The 15572-nt window shown below is 42.0% G+C and carries 16 protein-coding genes and 2 riboswitches; of the genes, 14 read left to right on the top strand and 2 right to left on the bottom strand.

Annotation, left to right across the window (positions count from 1 at the left end):
• The first annotated feature begins 3 nt into the window (after nucleotides 1-3).
• Nucleotides 4-92, top strand: a riboswitch (TPP riboswitch).
• 158 nt (nucleotides 93-250) lie between these two features.
• The 7 genes from ADI74_RS04930 to thiE are packed head-to-tail and all read left to right on the top strand — an operon-like array spanning nucleotide 251 to nucleotide 5508.
• A complete protein-coding gene (locus tag ADI74_RS04930) occupies nucleotides 251-811 on the top strand; it encodes an ECF transporter S component (RefSeq protein ID WP_049537436.1) in 561 nt (186 codons plus the stop codon).
• Nucleotides 812-2197, top strand: coding sequence for an ATP-binding cassette domain-containing protein (locus tag ADI74_RS04925; RefSeq protein WP_049537435.1), 1386 nt, complete (start codon nucleotides 812-814; stop codon nucleotides 2195-2197).
• 1 nt (nucleotide 2198) lies between these two features.
• On the top strand, nucleotides 2199-2849 hold the full coding sequence (locus ADI74_RS04920) for an energy-coupling factor transporter transmembrane component T (protein WP_049537432.1): 651 nt from the start codon (nucleotides 2199-2201) through the stop codon (nucleotides 2847-2849).
• A 10-nt stretch (nucleotides 2850-2859) separates the two neighbouring features.
• Entirely contained in the window at nucleotides 2860-3552 is a 693-nt protein-coding gene (tenA, locus tag ADI74_RS04915; protein WP_049537430.1) for a thiaminase II, read from the top strand.
• Nucleotides 3553-3555: 3 nt separating this feature from the next.
• A complete protein-coding gene (gene thiW, locus ADI74_RS04910; RefSeq protein ID WP_001244067.1) occupies nucleotides 3556-4080 on the top strand; it encodes an energy coupling factor transporter S component ThiW in 525 nt (174 codons plus the stop codon).
• Nucleotides 4080-4883 carry a hydroxyethylthiazole kinase gene (locus ADI74_RS04905; RefSeq protein ID WP_049537428.1) on the top strand — a complete coding sequence of 268 codons (804 nt, stop codon included), beginning with the start codon at nucleotides 4080-4082 and terminating at the stop codon, nucleotides 4881-4883. Before thiW ends, ADI74_RS04905 begins: the two co-directional genes overlap by 1 nt.
• Nucleotides 4876-5508, top strand: coding sequence for a thiamine phosphate synthase (gene thiE / locus ADI74_RS04900; RefSeq protein ID WP_049537427.1), 633 nt, complete (start codon nucleotides 4876-4878; stop codon nucleotides 5506-5508). Before ADI74_RS04905 ends, thiE begins: the two co-directional genes overlap by 8 nt.
• Before the next feature lie 47 nt (nucleotides 5509-5555).
• Here the strand turns inward: thiE and thiD are convergent, their stop codons facing one another.
• Complete coding sequence (gene thiD / locus ADI74_RS04895) at nucleotides 5556-6347, bottom strand: bifunctional hydroxymethylpyrimidine kinase/phosphomethylpyrimidine kinase (protein ID WP_049537425.1); 792 nt, start codon at nucleotides 6345-6347, stop codon at nucleotides 5556-5558.
• A gap of 83 nt (nucleotides 6348-6430) precedes the next feature.
• Nucleotides 6431-6529, bottom strand: a riboswitch (TPP riboswitch).
• A 183-nt stretch (nucleotides 6530-6712) separates the two neighbouring features.
• Between thiD and ADI74_RS04890 the strand changes: the two genes are divergently transcribed.
• From ADI74_RS04890 to manA, 7 genes are all read left to right on the top strand, one after another.
• Nucleotides 6713-7108 (top strand): CopY/TcrY family copper transport repressor, encoded by a 396-nt coding sequence (locus ADI74_RS04890; protein WP_049537423.1) that lies wholly within the window; start codon nucleotides 6713-6715, stop codon nucleotides 7106-7108.
• A 10-nt stretch (nucleotides 7109-7118) separates the two neighbouring features.
• Nucleotides 7119-7490: a cupredoxin domain-containing protein gene (locus ADI74_RS04885; RefSeq protein WP_049537421.1), complete on the top strand. Its 372-nt coding sequence runs from the start codon at nucleotides 7119-7121 to the stop codon at nucleotides 7488-7490.
• 9 nt (nucleotides 7491-7499) lie between these two features.
• A complete protein-coding gene (locus tag ADI74_RS04880) occupies nucleotides 7500-9743 on the top strand; it encodes a heavy metal translocating P-type ATPase (RefSeq protein ID WP_049537420.1) in 2244 nt (747 codons plus the stop codon).
• A gap of 212 nt (nucleotides 9744-9955) precedes the next feature.
• The gene (spxB, locus tag ADI74_RS04875) at nucleotides 9956-11731 is read left to right on the top strand and encodes a pyruvate oxidase (protein WP_049537419.1); all 1776 of its coding nucleotides are present in this window, start codon (nucleotides 9956-9958) and stop codon (nucleotides 11729-11731) included.
• A 110-nt stretch (nucleotides 11732-11841) separates the two neighbouring features.
• Entirely contained in the window at nucleotides 11842-12189 is a 348-nt protein-coding gene (locus ADI74_RS04870) for a VOC family protein (protein WP_049537417.1), read from the top strand.
• Between the two features lie 217 nt (nucleotides 12190-12406).
• A complete protein-coding gene (locus ADI74_RS04865) occupies nucleotides 12407-12667 on the top strand; it encodes a SemiSWEET family transporter (protein ID WP_001291473.1) in 261 nt (86 codons plus the stop codon).
• 260 nt (nucleotides 12668-12927) lie between these two features.
• A complete protein-coding gene (gene manA, locus ADI74_RS04860; RefSeq protein WP_049537416.1) occupies nucleotides 12928-13872 on the top strand; it encodes a mannose-6-phosphate isomerase, class I in 945 nt (314 codons plus the stop codon).
• A gap of 40 nt (nucleotides 13873-13912) precedes the next feature.
• Here manA and ADI74_RS04855 read toward each other — a convergent pair whose 3' ends face one another.
• Nucleotides 13913-15253: a sodium-dependent transporter gene (locus tag ADI74_RS04855; protein ID WP_049537437.1), complete on the bottom strand. Its 1341-nt coding sequence runs from the start codon at nucleotides 15251-15253 to the stop codon at nucleotides 13913-13915.
• Nucleotides 15254-15572 lie beyond the last annotated feature (319 nt).

Genomic DNA, 15572 nt, shown 5'->3' with positions numbered 1-15572 from the left:
TAATAAAGACATTTGGGGTGCTTTAGGCTGAGATGATACCCATTGAACCTGATACAGTTAGTACTGTCGAAGGGAAATGTGAAAAGGTTTTTTTCGTATGTCGAAAAGAACTGTCTAATCTTGTAAGGTAAACTCTAATTCTCGTTTGTAATTGGAGTTTTTTTGTTTATCAAAAGAGGATAGGCTGGACGTTAAGCCTTTCGGTAGCTCACCTTGAATACCCCACTTTTCTTTAAAAAAGGAGTTTTTTATGTTGAAAAAATGGCAGTTAAAAGATGTTATTTTACTTGCTTTCTTGTCTATCTTTTTTGGTGGCGTTTTTGTGGGTTCAGGCTATCTGTTTGATATCCTCACCCTGATTTTAGCACCTCTTGGTTTACAGGCCTTTGCCAATGAAATCCTCTTTGGTCTCTGGTGTATGGCTGCACCCATTGCTGCCATCTTTGTTCCAAGAGTGGGAAGCGCAACGATTGGAGAAGGGCTAGCTGCGCTTGCTGAAGTTCTTTATGGTAGCCAATTTGGTCTAGGTGCCCTTTTGTCTGGCTTGGTTCAAGGTTTGGGAAGTGAACTTGGTTTTATCGTAACCAAGAATCGCTATGAAAGTTGGCTCTCTCTAACTGCCAATAGTATTGGGATTACCCTTTTTAGCTTTGTCTATGAATACATTAAGTTAGGTTACTATGCCTTCTCCCTTCCTTTTGTCCTTTCCTTGCTAGTGGTACGTTTTATTTCCGTCTTTTTCTTCTGTACTATCTTGGTTCGTGCCATTGTCAAACTCTATCATCAGTTTGCAGCTGGAGGCAAGGCATAGATGGGGCTGGAACTACGGGGGATTCAGTCCCCAATTTTTTCAGAACCGATTGATTTTACTTTTCATGAGCAAGCCTTTACCTTGTTAGTTGGGAGCAGTGGTTCAGGAAAATCCAGTCTCTTTCAAATCATTGCCCAGGTCACTTCCTTACCTTATAGTGGTCAAGTACTGATAGATGGGAGCCAGGTCAGTCAGCTTTCTATCATCGAACGTGTCCAGACGATTGGTATTCTCTTTCAAAATCCTAATCATCAATTTACAATGGAGAACTTGTTTGAGGAGCTGATTTTTACCTTGGAAAATATTGGGCATCCCGTTCAGGAAATTGATTCTAAAATAGCAGAGGTTGTCCAGCAATGTCGGTGCAAGGCAATCTTGCACCGTCCAATTCATCACTTATCAGGTGGAGAAAAGCAAAAGGCTGCACTGGCAGTTCTCTTTGCTATGAATCCTAGGGTCTATCTCTTGGATGAGCCCTTCGCTTCCATTGATCGTAAGAGTAGGATAGAGATATTGGAGATTCTAAAAGAGTTGGTCTCTGATGGGAAGACAGTTATCCTGTGTGACCATGATTTAACGGACTATGAAGCCTATATCGACCATATGGTGGAGCTAAGAGACGGTCAACTAAGAGAAGTGTTTCAAATCCCTTCCTCTGAGATGATACAGGTCGCTTCAAAGGAAGTTGCTTCTAGCCCAGAACTATTTCATATGGACCGTTTGACTTGTGAGCTGGATCATCGCCCCCTCTTTTCGATTGCGGATTTCACATTTTACCAAGGGATTTCCTGTATCTTGGGTGACAATGGTGTCGGGAAATCAACCCTCTTTCGGTCTATTCTTCAATTTCAAAAGTATAAGGGGCGCATTACTTGGAAGAGTTGTGTTCTAAAAAAGAAAAAAAGTTTGTATCGCGATCTGACTGGTGTTGTTCAGGAAGCTGAGAAGCAGTTTATCCGAGGCAGTCTGAGAGAGGAACTGCAACTAGATAGCCCAGACTCTGAAAGAAATCAGCGGATTCTCCAAGCTTTAGGATATTTTGATCTGGAGCAGGCGCTTGATAGGAGTCCCTATCAATTAAGTGGTGGTCAGCAAAAGATACTTCAGCTTTTGTCCATCTTGACCAGCAAGGCTTCTGTGATCTTGCTAGATGAGCCATTTGCTGGTTTGGATGATAGAGCCTGCCATTATTTTTGTCAGTGGATGTTGGAGGATAGAAATCAAGGAAGAAGTTTTTTGATCATTAGCCATCGTTTAGATCCCTTGATCTCTGTGGTTGATTATTGGATTGAGATGACTAGTCAGGGTCTTAGTCATGTGAAAGAAGTGACCATCAGCAAACCTCTCCCATCTCTGAAAAATGATACTCTAGGGGAGGTGAGGTAGTATGATCAAAGTAGCAACTAAGACACCGGTTATCAGTCTCTTCTTTCTAGTTTTATCCTTGGAAACATCTTTCATTCCTTCGATTAGTCTTAATCTTTCGGTAGTCGCATTTTGCATACTCTTTTTACTCTATTACCGTCGATTTAAAATATTGGCTTGGATGATTTTGCTCGCCATTTTACCTTCTTTCGCCAACTACTGGGCGGTTCAGTTACATGGGGATGCTTCGCAGGCAGTCATGCTTGGAACGAGGGCTTTTGTGACGGTTTGTATCGGTCTTGTCTTTGTTTCTAGTATTTCCCTAAAAGAGCTTCTCCTCTACTTGGCTCAAAAGGGGTTATCGCGTTCTTGGGCCTATGCCTTGATAGTTGTATTCAATGCCTTTCCCCTCATTCAGCAGGAAATCAAGTCCCTCAAGGAAGCTTGCCTATTACGTGGTCAAGAACTGCATGTTTGGTCGCCCTTGATTTACAGTAAGGTTCTGATGACAGTTTTTAGATGGCGCCATCTTTACTTGAGAGCTCTATCTGCGCACGGATATGACGAACATGCACAGTTGAAGAATAGCTATCGGATTTTTTATATTCCTAAAAAAATAAAATTAATCTACCTGCTTATCTTTTTATTGCTTCAAACCAGTTTATTTCTATAAAGGAGTTATTATGGAATTTACAGATATTGCTATGGAATTATCCAAGGAAGCTTGGCAGGCCTCCTTTCATCACCCTTTTGTTTTACAGTTGCAAGAGGGGAATTTAGAACCTTCTATTTTCCGCTATTACTTAATTCAGGATGCTTATTACCTGAAGTCTTTTTCAGAAGCTTATCACCTCTTGGCTGATAAGACTTCAAATGAGAAGATGAAAAGACTCTTGAAACAAAATGCCCAGAGTCTAGTGGATGGTGAGTTGTTTATCCGCCAACAATTTTTCAAGGAATTAGGAATCAGTGACCAGGAAATGGAGGAGCAACCGATTGCTCCAACCTGTTATCATTACATTTCTCACATTTATCGTCAATTTGAAGAAGCAAATCTAGCCATTGCTTTTGCTAGTTTGCTCCCATGTCCTTGGTTATACCATGATTTGGGAAAGGCGCTTAACCACAAACCATCCCCGAATCCTCTTTATCAACAGTGGATTGAAACCTATATCACCGATGAATTAGAACAGCAGATTAAAGAGGAAGAAGCGCTGGTCAATCAACTCTATCGAGAAAGCAACAAGACGGACAAACAAAAAATGCTAGAGGCCTTCCACCGCAGTGTCCACATGGAAGCCAAGTTTTGGGAGATGGCTTACCAACACCAAACATGGACGAGTGATTTGCAGTCCTTAGAAAAAGAGAAGAAATAGAAAATGAGAAACCACCGACTTCAAGTTCACAAATTAACCATTTTATCCATGATGATTGCCCTTGACGTAGTTCTTACACCCATCTTTCGAATTGAAGGGATGGCACCAATGTCCAGTGTAGTCAACATTCTTGCAGGAATCTTGATGGGGCCTGTTTATGCCTTAGTTATGGCTACAGTCACAGCCTTTATCCGTATGTCTACTCAAGGCATTCCGCCCTTGGCCCTCACAGGAGCTACTTTTGGAGCCCTCCTTGCAGGTCTCTTTTATAAGTACGGTCGAAAATTTCATTATTCTGCCCTAGGAGAGATTTTGGGAACAGGGATTATCGGTTCCATTGTTTCCTATCCTGTCATGGTTCTCTTTACAGGATCTGCGGCCAAGCTCAGCTGGTTTATCTATACTCCGCGATTTTTCGGAGCGACCTTGATCGGTACAGCCATAGCTTTTCTTGCCTTTCGATTTTTAATCAAGCAGGAATTCTTTAAAAAAGTACAAGGATATTTCTTTGGAGAAAGGATAGACTGATGCAAGCATTGACAAATCCCTTTCCTCTGAGCTCTAGCTCCTTAATTCACTGCATCACCAATGAGATTTCCTGTGAGATGCTGGCCAATGGGATTTTGGCTCTGGGATCTAAACCTGTCATGGCAGATGATCCCCGTGAGGTTCTTGATTTTACTAAACAAAGCCAAGCTCTCTTCATCAATTTGGGGCATTTGTCAGCTGAGAAGGAGAAAGCAATCCGCATGGCAGCTACTTATGCAGCTCAAGCTTGTCTCCCAATGGTAGTAGATGCAGTTGGCGTTGCGGCTTCCCCCATTCGTAAGGATCTAGTCAGAGATCTTTTAGAATACAAGCCCACGGTCCTTAAAGGAAATATGTCAGAAATCCGAAGTCTTGTTGGATTAAAGCACCACGGAGTTGGAGTTGACGCTAGCCATAAAGATCAAGAAACGGAGGATTTGCTTCAAGTCTTGAAAGACTGGTGTCAGACCTATTCTGGTATGTCATTCTTAGTCACTGGCCCCAAGGACCTCATCGTTTCAGAAAATCAAGTTGCTGTATTGGGAAATGGCTGTGCAGAATTAGACTGGATAACAGGGACAGGAGACTTAGTTGGAGCCTTGACAGCCGTTTTTCTTAGCCAAGGAATGACTGCCTTTGAAGCTTCTTGTCTAGCGGTCTCTTATCTCAATATCGCTGCTGAGAGAATTCTTGTTCAAGGAATGGGATTGGAAGATTTTCGTTACCAAGTTCTCAATCAACTCTCTCTCCTAAAAAGAGATGAAAACTGGCTAGAAGCCATCAAAGGAGATTTTTATGAATAGAGAATCACTTAAACTGTATCTAGTAACCAATCGCTACCAAGATTCCTTGGAAAACTTTCTTGAAAAAGTTGAGACAGCCTGCCGTTCAGGTGTTACCATCATCCAATTACGAGAAAAAAATCTCACAACCAATCAATACTATCAACTGGCAAAACAAGTCAAGGAAATAACCGATGCCTATCAGGTACCCTTGATAATCGATGATCGTTTGGATGTCTGTCTCGCAGTTGATGCTGCAGGTTTGCATATCGGCGACGATGAACTACCAGTTTCGGTTGCCCGCAAAGTCTTGGGTCCTGAAAAAATCCTCGGTGTCACTGCTAAAACAGTTAAAAGAGCCCTCGAGGCAGAAGAAGGAGGGGCAAATTACTTGGGAACAGGAGCCATTTTCCCGACTACGACCAAAGAAAATGCCCCCATCACTCTGATTTCAACCTTGAAAACAATTTGCCAAACGGTCGCCATTCCAGTAGTTGCTATTGGAGGCTTGACGTCAGAGAATATTGACCAACTTATCGGCACGGGTATAGCTGGAGTAGCTGTCGTACGTAATCTGATGCAGGCAGAAGATATTGAGGCAAAAACGCAAGCCTTTTTAACAAAGCTAGATGACATTGTTTCCTAATCAAAAACTCTCTAATTTCCTTATTGCGGGAACTAGAGAGTTTTTTCTTAATCTTTAAAAGTTGTATGGTTGACTGGGCCAGAACCATGTCCGAGTTGAGGAGCGTCTTGGATGGCTTTCGTGATAAAGGCCTTGGCCTTATCGACTGCCTGATAAAGGCTTCTGCCCTTGGCTAGTTCAGCCGTAATCACAGCAGCAAAGGTACATCCAGTACCATGGGTGTGACAGGTTTGAATTCTTGGACTTTCCCAGTCAAATTGTTCCTCCTTGGTAAAAAGAAAATCCTTGGCACCACCTTCAAGATGACCACCTTTGATAACAACGGACTGAGGACCAAATTCTTTTATAATCAGGCGACCAGCACGCTGCATGTCTTCTGGATCATGAATCGAAAAACCAACAATCTCTTCTGCTTCAGGAAGATTGGGAGTGATAATAGTTGCAAGGGGAAGCAGATTTGTTTTTAGGTAGCTTCTCGCACTAGTATCTATCAGGGTATCACCGCTTGTTGCGACCATAACAGGGTCCAGCACGTAGGGGCAGTCCAGTTTTTTAAGATAGGGTTGGATGATCTCCATGATTTCAGTAGTTGCCAACATCCCTGTTTTTACAGCCTGAGGCTTGATATCCGAAAAGACACTCTCCAATTGGGCTTCCAACATTTGGTTGGAGACGTGCTCGATTAATTGAACGCCTCTGGTATTTTGAGCGACAAGACTGGTTACAACGGCCATTCCATAGACATCTCTAGCTTGGAATGACTTTAAATCAGCCATAATGCCAGCACCGCCACTAGGGTCAGTCCCTGCAATAGTTAGAGCAACGGGTAAATAAGTCATCTAAAACCTCCCAACCAACTGAAGTTTGTATTCTTAAGAACAAGCTAGTCTGTTTCAGGAAAGCAATAGAAGACAAGTAGTCCTCATTATCATTTCCACTTCCATCAGCTAGCATTACCTAGATTGAGTCAAAGGGATCTAACAGTCGTTAATCTCAGCTTTACGCACCCCTAGTGGTTGTTTTCTTTTTTCTACAGTATAGCATATTTTTATAGTTTATATAGTAAAATTTGACTGAAAATCTCTCGTTACATGATTATTATTCTATTTTTCAAAAAAATAATAAAAATTATAGTTGACAAATGTAGATTTTCGCAGTATACTAATAACTGTAATCGACAAATGTAGATTTAGGAGGTGTGATTATGCAGATTTCAGATGCAGAATGGCAGGTCATGAAGATTATTTGGATGCAAGGGGAACAGACCAGTAGCGATTTGATCAGGGTTTTGGCGGAGCGGTTCGACTGGTCCAAGTCGACCATTCAAACTCTTTTGGCTCGCTTAGTAGAGAAAGAGTGCCTGACTAGGAAAAAAGAGGGTAAGTCCTTTGTATATTCAGCTCTTTTAACTTTGGATCAAAGTCGAGACTTGCTTGTTCAAGATATCAAAGACAAGGTTTGTTCTCGTAGGATGAAACAGTTAGTGGCTGATTTGATTATGGAATGTGATTTTACTCAGGCTGATTTGGCAGACTTGGAAACTGTGATTTCTGATAAAAAAGCTAGCGCAGTTGCTGAAGTAAGATGTAATTGTATGTAAAGGAGACGTCATGTTAAATAGTATTGTAACCATTATTTGTATTGCCCTTATCGCGTTTATCTTGTTTTGGTTTTTCAAAAAGCCTGAAAAATCTGAACAAAAGGCCCAGCAAAAAAAGGGCTACCAAGAGATTCGAGTGGAGGTCAAAGGGGGCTATACGCCTGAGTTGATTATTCTCAAGAAATCAGTGCCAGCGCGCATTATCTTTGACCGTAAGGACCCTTCACCCTGTCTGGATCAAATTGTTTTTCCAGACTTTGGAGTGCATGAGGACTTGCCTATGGGGGAACAATATGTAGTGGAAATCACACCTGAAGAGGCTGGAGAGTTTGGCTTTGCATGTGGTATGAACATGATGCACGGCAAGATGATTGTAGAGTAGGAGGAGACTATGACTGAAATTGTGAAAGCAAACTTAGAAAATGGCATTCAAAAAATCCGTATTACAGCTGAAAAAGGCTATCATCCTGCCCATATTCAGCTTCAGAAAGGGATTCCGGCTGAGATTACCTTTTATCGAGCAACTCCTTCAAACTGTTATAAGGAAATTCTTTTTGAAGAAGAAGGCATCTTAGAACCAATCGGCGTAGATGAGGAAAAGGTGATTCGTTTTACGCCTCAAGAATTAGGGCAACATGAATTTTCTTGTGGCATGAAGATGCAAAAAGGAAGTTATACAGTCGTTGAGAAGACACGAAAATCTCTATCCCTCTTGCAACGTTTTTGGATTACTAGTATCTTTACTGTGCCTCTTGTGATTCTCATGATTGGGATGTTGACAGGGACTATTAGTCATCCAGTCATGCATTGGGGTACCTTTTTAGCTACAACACCTATCATGCTAGTGGCCGGTGGCCCTTATATTCAGAGTGCTTGGGCCAGCTTTAAAAAACACAATGCCAATATGGATACCTTGGTTGCTCTGGGAACTCTAGTGGCTTATTTCTATAGCCTAGTAGCCCTCTTTGCAGGTCTCCCTGTTTACTTTGAAAGTGCTGGTTTTATCCTCTTTTTCGTTCTTTTGGGGGCAGTTTTTGAGGAAAAAATGAGAAAAAATACGTCCCAAGCTGTAGAGAAACTACTAGACTTGCAGGCTAAAACAGCAGAAGTCTTGCGTGAGGATAGCTATGTTCAAGTCCCCTTGGACCAAGTCAAGGTAGGTGACCTGATTCGAGTGCGGCCCGGTGAAAAGATTGCAGTTGATGGGGTCGTAGTAGAAGGTGTCTCTAGTATTGACGAATCCATGGTGACAGGTGAGAGCTTGCCGGTAGACAAAACAGTTGGAGATACCGTCATTGGCTCCACCATCAATAATAGCGGAACGCTTGTTTTTAGGGCAGAAAAAGTTGGTTCAGAGACTGTTTTGGCACAGATTGTGGATTTTGTGAAGAAAGCCCAAACCAGTCGCGCACCGATTCAGGACTTGACGGATAAGATTTCAGGGATTTTTGTCCCAGCAGTTGTCATTTTAGGAATCGTGACCTTTTGGGTTTGGTTCGTCTTGCTCAGGGATAGTGTAGTCGTGCTTGGAGCTAGCTTTGTGTCTTCTCTTCTCTATGGAGTTGCGGTTTTGATTATTGCCTGCCCTTGTGCCTTGGGTCTTGCAACACCGACAGCTCTTATGGTAGGGACAGGACGCAGTGCCAAAATGGGGGTTCTTCTCAAAAATGGAACAGTCTTACAGGAAATTCAGAAAGTCCAAACTATTGTGTTTGATAAGACAGGGACTTTGACGGAAGGAAAACCAGTGGTCATAGATATCATTGGCGATGAGAATGAAGTACTTGGCTTGGCAGCTTCCTTAGAAGAATCCTCTCAACACCCATTGGCTCAAGCCATTGTCAAACGGGCGAGTGAAGCAGGACTTGAGCTTCAAACTGTTGAAAATTTCCAAGCCTTGCATGGAAAAGGTGTTTCAGGGCAAATAGCTGGAAAACAAGTTCTGCTTGGAAATGCTAAAATGCTGGATAGTATGGATATTTCTAGCGCTTATCAAGAAAAACTAGAAGAACTAGAAAAAGAAGCTAAGACAGTTGTTTTCTTGGCTGTGGACAATGAAATCAAAGGTTTGCTTGCTTTGCAAGACATTCCCAAGGGAAATGCCAAGCTGGCCATCAGTCAGTTGAAAAAACGTGGTCTTAAAACAGTCATGCTGACAGGAGATAATGCAGGTGTAGCGCGTGCTATTGCCGATCAGATTGGTATTGAAGAGGTCATTGCAGGTGTCTTGCCAGAAGAAAAAGCCCATGAAATCCATAAACTACAAGAGTCTGGCAAAGTAGCCTTTGTTGGGGATGGTATTAATGATGCGCCAGCCCTCAGTGTAGCAGATGTGGGAATTGCCATGGGTGCTGGAACCGATATCGCCATCGAGTCAGCAGATTTGGTGTTAACAACCAATAACCTCCTAGGAGTGGTTCGTGCTTTTGATATGAGCAAGAAAACCTTCAATCGAATTCTTCTCAACCTCTTCTGGGCCTTTATCTACAATGTCGTCGGAATTCCGATAGCAGCAGGAGTTTTTTCAGGTGTTGGACTGGCCCTCAATCCAGAACTGGCAGGTCTTGCCATGGCCTTTAGTTCTGTATCCGTTCTGACCAGTTCACTCATGCTAAACTTTAGTAAAATAGACTAAAAGCGAGCTTACTCGCTTTTTATTATAAAACAGTCACATAAAACATTTTCAAACTGTACTGCAATAGAGTATAAAAACTTCTGAGCACATTCTTAGGAGACCCAAAACAAATGTGGTAAAGTAGTAGAGTAAAAATTTGCTGAAACGTTTTCAAATAGTATATGAAAACGGATGAATCAAGTTTTAAAAATATTTGAAGGAGAGTTATCATTATGACTCAAGGAAAAATTACTGCATCTGCAGCAATGCTCAACGTATTGAAAACATGGGGCGTAGATACAATCTACGGTATCCCATCAGGAACACTCAGCTCATTGATGGACGCTTTGGCTGAAGACAAAGATATCCGCTTCTTGCAAGTTCGCCACGAAGAAACAGGTGCTCTTGCAGCGGTTATGCAAGCTAAATTTGGCGGTTCTATCGGGGTTGCAGTTGGTTCAGGTGGTCCAGGTGCGACTCACTTGATTAACGGTGTTTACGATGCAGCTATGGATAACACTCCATTCCTTGCTATCCTTGGATCACGTCCAGTTAACGAACTCAACATGGATGCTTTCCAAGAATTGAACCAAAACCCAATGTACAACGGTATCGCTGTCTACAACAAACGTGTCGCTTACGCTGAGCAATTGCCAAAAGTAATCGATGAAGCTTGCCGTGCTGCAGTTTCTAAAAAGGGTCCAGCTGTTGTTGAAATCCCAGTAAACTTCGGTTTCCAAGAAATCGACGAAAACTCATACTACGGTTCAGGTTCATACGAACGTTCATTTATCGCTCCTGCTTTGAACGAAGTTGAAATCGACAAAGCTGTTGAAATCTTGAACAATGCTGAACGACCAGTTATCTATGCTGGTTACGGTGGTGTCAAAGCTGGTGAAGTGATTACTGAATTGTCACGTAAAATCAAAGCACCAATCATCACAACTGGTAAAAACTTTGAAGCCTTCGAATGGAACTATGAAGGTTTGACAGGTTCTGCTTACCGTGTTGGTTGGAAACCAGCCAACGAAGTGGTCTTTGAAGCAGACACAGTTCTTTTCCTTGGTTCAAACTTCCCATTTGCTGAAGTTTACGAAGCCTTCAAGAACACTGAAAAATTCATCCAAGTGGATATCGACCCTTACAAACTTGGTAAACGTCATGCCCTTGACGCGTCTATCCTTGGTGATGCTGGTCAAGCAGCCAAAGCTATTCTTGACAAAGTCAACCCAGTTGAATCTACTCCATGGTGGCGTGCAAACGTTAAGAACAACCAAAACTGGCGTGATTACATGAACAAACTCGAAGGTAAAACTGAGGGTGAATTGCAATTGTATCAAGTTTACAATGCAATCAACAAACATGCTGATCAAGACGCTATCTACTCAATCGACGTAGGTGACACTACTCAAACATCTACTCGTCACCTTCACATGACACCTAAGAACATGTGGCGTACATCTCCACTCTTTGCGACAATGGGTATTGCCCTTCCTGGTGGTATCGCTGCTAAGAAAGACAATCCAGATCGCCAAGTATGGAACATCATGGGTGACGGTGCATTCAACATGTGCTACCCAGACGTTATCACAAACGTTCAATACGACCTTCCAGTTATCAACGTTGTCTTCTCAAATGGTAAATATGCCTTCATCAAGGACAAATACGAAGACACAAACAAACATTTGTTTGGTTGTGACTTCCCTAATGCTGACTATGCGAAAATCGCTGAAGCGCAAGGTGCTGTAGGATTTACAGTTGACCGTATCGAAGATATTGATGCAGTTGTTGCAGAAGCTGTTAAATTGAACAAAGAAGGTAAAACTGTTGTGATCGATGCTCGCATCTCTCAACATCGTCCACTTCCAGTAGAAGTACTTGAATTGGATACAAAACTTCACTCAGAAGAAGCAATCAAAGCCTTTAAGGAAAAATACGAAGCAGAAGAACTCGTACCATTCCGCCTCTTCTTGGAAGAAGAAGGATTGCAATCACGCGCAATCAAATAATTCCTCTCATCGAAAATCAAATGTAAACTTTGCAGATTTTATTCTTTGATTTTCTTAGAGTAGAACTTGAAAAGATCGGAGCAATCCGGTCTTTTTATGGAGGATAGTAAATGAATTTAAATCAATTAGATATCATCGTTTCAAATGTTCCCCAGGTCTGTGCTGACTTGGAGCGTATTTTGGATAAAAAAGCCGATTATGTTGACGACAGTTTTGCTCAGTTCACGATTGGCAGTCATTGTCTCATGTTGTCTCAAAATCATTTGATTTCTTTGGAAAACTTTCAGTCAGGAATCATTCTTCACATCGAGGTTGAGGAACTAAATCAGAACTACAAACGGTTAAAAGATCTTGGTATCACAGTTTTAAACGGCCCAGTTGTAACCGATTGGGGAACGGAATCGCTACTAGTTAAAGGCCCTGCTGGTCTAGTGATTGATTTTTATCGTATGAAATAGGGCGCTTAATCATTTGAAGCTAACCATAATTATTCTTAATACAGAATGTGAGAATAGGAACTATTGAAAGATCGGAGCAATCCGGTCTTTTTCTGTTTCCTCTTTCTTATCACAAGATTGTGATAGTTTACATCTTCATAACAAAAGCTTCAAAGTCTTGATTGTTTTGAAGAAAGATTATAAAATATGATTCATAAAAATGAAAGAAGTTTTGAAAATGTCTGAAAAACAAATGAAAATTTTGGGCTGGGTAGCGACCTTCATGTCCGTTATGATGTATGTGTCTTACTTCCCACAAATCATGAACAACCTGGCTGGTCAAAAAGGAAACTTCATCCAACCCTTGGTCGCAGCCATTAACTGTAGTCTTTGGGTTTACTACGGTCTTTTCAAGAAAGAAAGAGATATTCCACTTGCGGCTGCTAATGCACCGGGTATCGTTTTTGGCCTAGTAACGGCTATCACAGCTTTGATTTAAAAGGAACAAAAGAGACTGGTTTTTAGTCTTTTTTTAGCGAAATATAGTCTTAAGTGAAAAATTTTAAGGCGAGTTGAGGAAAACAGCCGTTGCTTGCTTGCTTTCTGAGTGCTGCTTTAGGGTTTCCTCCATCAAGTAAAAGATTGTTTCGTTACTATTTTTACAAAATCTTCTCCCTACTTTATAAGATAGGAAAAAGAGTTCAATTCGAACTCTTTTTTTGCTATAATGAGGGGAGAAAAATCAGACAGGAGATCGACATGTCAGAACCATTATTTTTACAATCAGTTATGCAAGAAAAAATCTGGGGTGGAACCAAGCTACGTGATGAGTTTGGTTACGACATTCCAAGTGAAAAAATCGGAGAATACTGGGCTATCTCAGCCCACCCAAATGGGGTTTCTAAAGTTGCCAATGGACGCTACCAGGGAACAGACCTAGCAACTTTGTATGCGGAACACCGTGAATTGTTTGGCAACCGTCCAGAACCTGTATTTCCACTGTTGACCAAGATTCTCGATGCCAACGACTGGCTCAGTGTCCAAGTTCATCCAGACGATGCATACGGGCTCGAGCATGAAGGTGAACTTGGAAAAACAGAATGCTGGTATATCATCGCAGCAGACGAAGGTTCAGAGATTATCTATGGCCACAATGCCAAGTCAAAAGAAGAACTCCGCCAGCAAATCGAAGCTAAAGACTGGGATGGTCTATTAACAAAAGTCCCTGTTAAGGCTGGAGATTTCTTCTATGTACCAAGCGGAACCATGCACGCTATCGGGGCGGGAATCTTGATTCTTGAAACCCAGCAGTCTAGTGATACAACCTACCGTGTCTATGACTTTGACCGCAAGGACGACAATGGCAACTTGCGTGAGCTTCACCTTGAAAAATCCATCGATGTCTTGAACATTGGTGAACCAGCAAATAGCCGTCCTGTAACTATCAAGGCTGATGACCTACGTTCAACTCTCCTTGTATCCAATGATTTCTTCGCCGTTTACAAGTGGGAAATCACTGGAAAAGTTGATTTTGAAAAGACAGCTGACTACAGCTTGTTGAGTGTCTTAGCTGGCCAAGGGAAACTGATTGTAGATGGAAAAGATTATCCAATCCAAAAAGGCAGCCACTTTATCCTACCAAGTGATGTTGAAGCTTGGACATTGGAAGGGCAAGATTTGGAATTGATTGTGAGCCATCCATAAAAAAGAAAGGGCCTGAGTTCACTACTCAAGTCCTTTTTGATTACATAAATTGGGCGATAAAGACTACAATGATGATAATTGGAATGATGAAACGAAGAAGGAAGAGCCAGACTTGGGAAAGTCCCTGTTTCCAAGCTCTTTCATCGAGATGGAGTTCCTCCATGGCAAGGGCCTTTTTGAAGATGTAGCCTGTAAAGAGAGAAAGGCAGAGGGCTCCAAATGGCATGAGGAGATTGGAAACCAAGAAATCCATGGCGTCAAAGAAGGTTTTACCAAAAATGTGAACATCCGCCATAACTCCGTAAGATAGGGCTGAAGGAATTCCAAAAACAAAGGTCAAGATTCCTAAAATGGCACTCCACTTAGCCCGCTTGCTGTTGTCCTGATTGGTGATATTGCCCACATTGATTTCCAGCATGACGACTGAAGAAGTGAGCGTCGCAAAAAGGAAGAGCAAGAGGAAAAGGATGTAGAAAATGGTTCCAAAGGGCATCTTGTCAAAGAGTTGAGGCAAGACGATAAAGAGTAGGCTTGGTCCCCCTTCAGACTGGATGTTAAAGGCTGACATGGCAGGGAAAATGGCTAGACCTGCCATGATGGATACCGAGATGTTCATGGCTACAATGGAGATTCCTGATTGGACTAGATTGGTTTTCTTGTCCAAGTAGGAAGCATAGGTCAGCATGGCTGTGACCCCTAGTGAAAGGGCAAAGAAAGATTGGCCTAGAGCATAAAGGAAGCCAGCACTGGTTAGTTTTGAGAAGTCAGGTTTGAGGAAGTAGAGAACGCCTTCCATGGCATTTGGCAAACTGAGAGAGCGTCCAATGATCACGACAAAAATGATAAAGAGCAGAGGCATCATAACCTTTGAGGCTCTTTCAATCCCTTTTTGAACCCCACGTGATACAATAAAGATATTCAATAAGATAAAGGCTGCTTGAGCTCCTAGGGCAATGGCTGGATTTGAAATGATTGAAGTAAATAACTGAGCATAATCACCCGTTCCGCCAAGTTGGAACAATTTCCCGAACTCAATACCTAGATAGACTAGAATCCATCCACCGATAACACTGTAAAAAGAGAGAAGGATAAAGAGGGCAAAGGCACCAATCCAACCGATAAAGTTGTACTTGTTATTGTTGCCCAGTTTTCCAAAGGTTTTGATAGCGGAAACGCCAGCGCTACGGCCAAGGGCAAATTCAGCAAGCAGGAGCGGGAAACCGATTAAAATGGTGGAAATGAGAAAGACTAGTAAAAAGCCTCCACCGCCATTAGCAGCAGTCATGTAGGGAAATTTCCAAACGGCTCCAAGTCCAATGGCTGAGCCAGCAGATGCTAGGATAAAGCCCAGTTTAGAACCCCATTGCGATTTTTCTGACATAGTTGAAACTCCAATCTCTTTTTTAAAATAAGAAAAGGCTACTTGAGTTGTCAAATAGCCTTCTCTCAATGGCTCTTTATGAACCTTCTGTTTGATTGATAGACTTGACTATCCTATCATGTTTTCTAAGGTCTGTCAAGAAAACCATTTTCAAGTTTTCACACCTTTCTCAAAAAGTTAAAAATTTTTCGTAAAAACACTTGACTCTGACCTAAGGGGAGGGGTTATACTATCCTTGTAATACTCTTCGAAAATCAAATTCAAACCACGTCAGCGTCGCCTTACCGTACTCAAGTACAGCCTGCGGCTAGCTTCCTAG

Source organism: Streptococcus pseudopneumoniae (assembly GCF_001074565.1).
GTDB lineage: Bacteria > Bacillota > Bacilli > Lactobacillales > Streptococcaceae > Streptococcus > Streptococcus pseudopneumoniae_J.
Note: the sequence above shows the minus strand (reverse complement) of the source record. Positions and strands in the feature narration are given on the sequence as shown.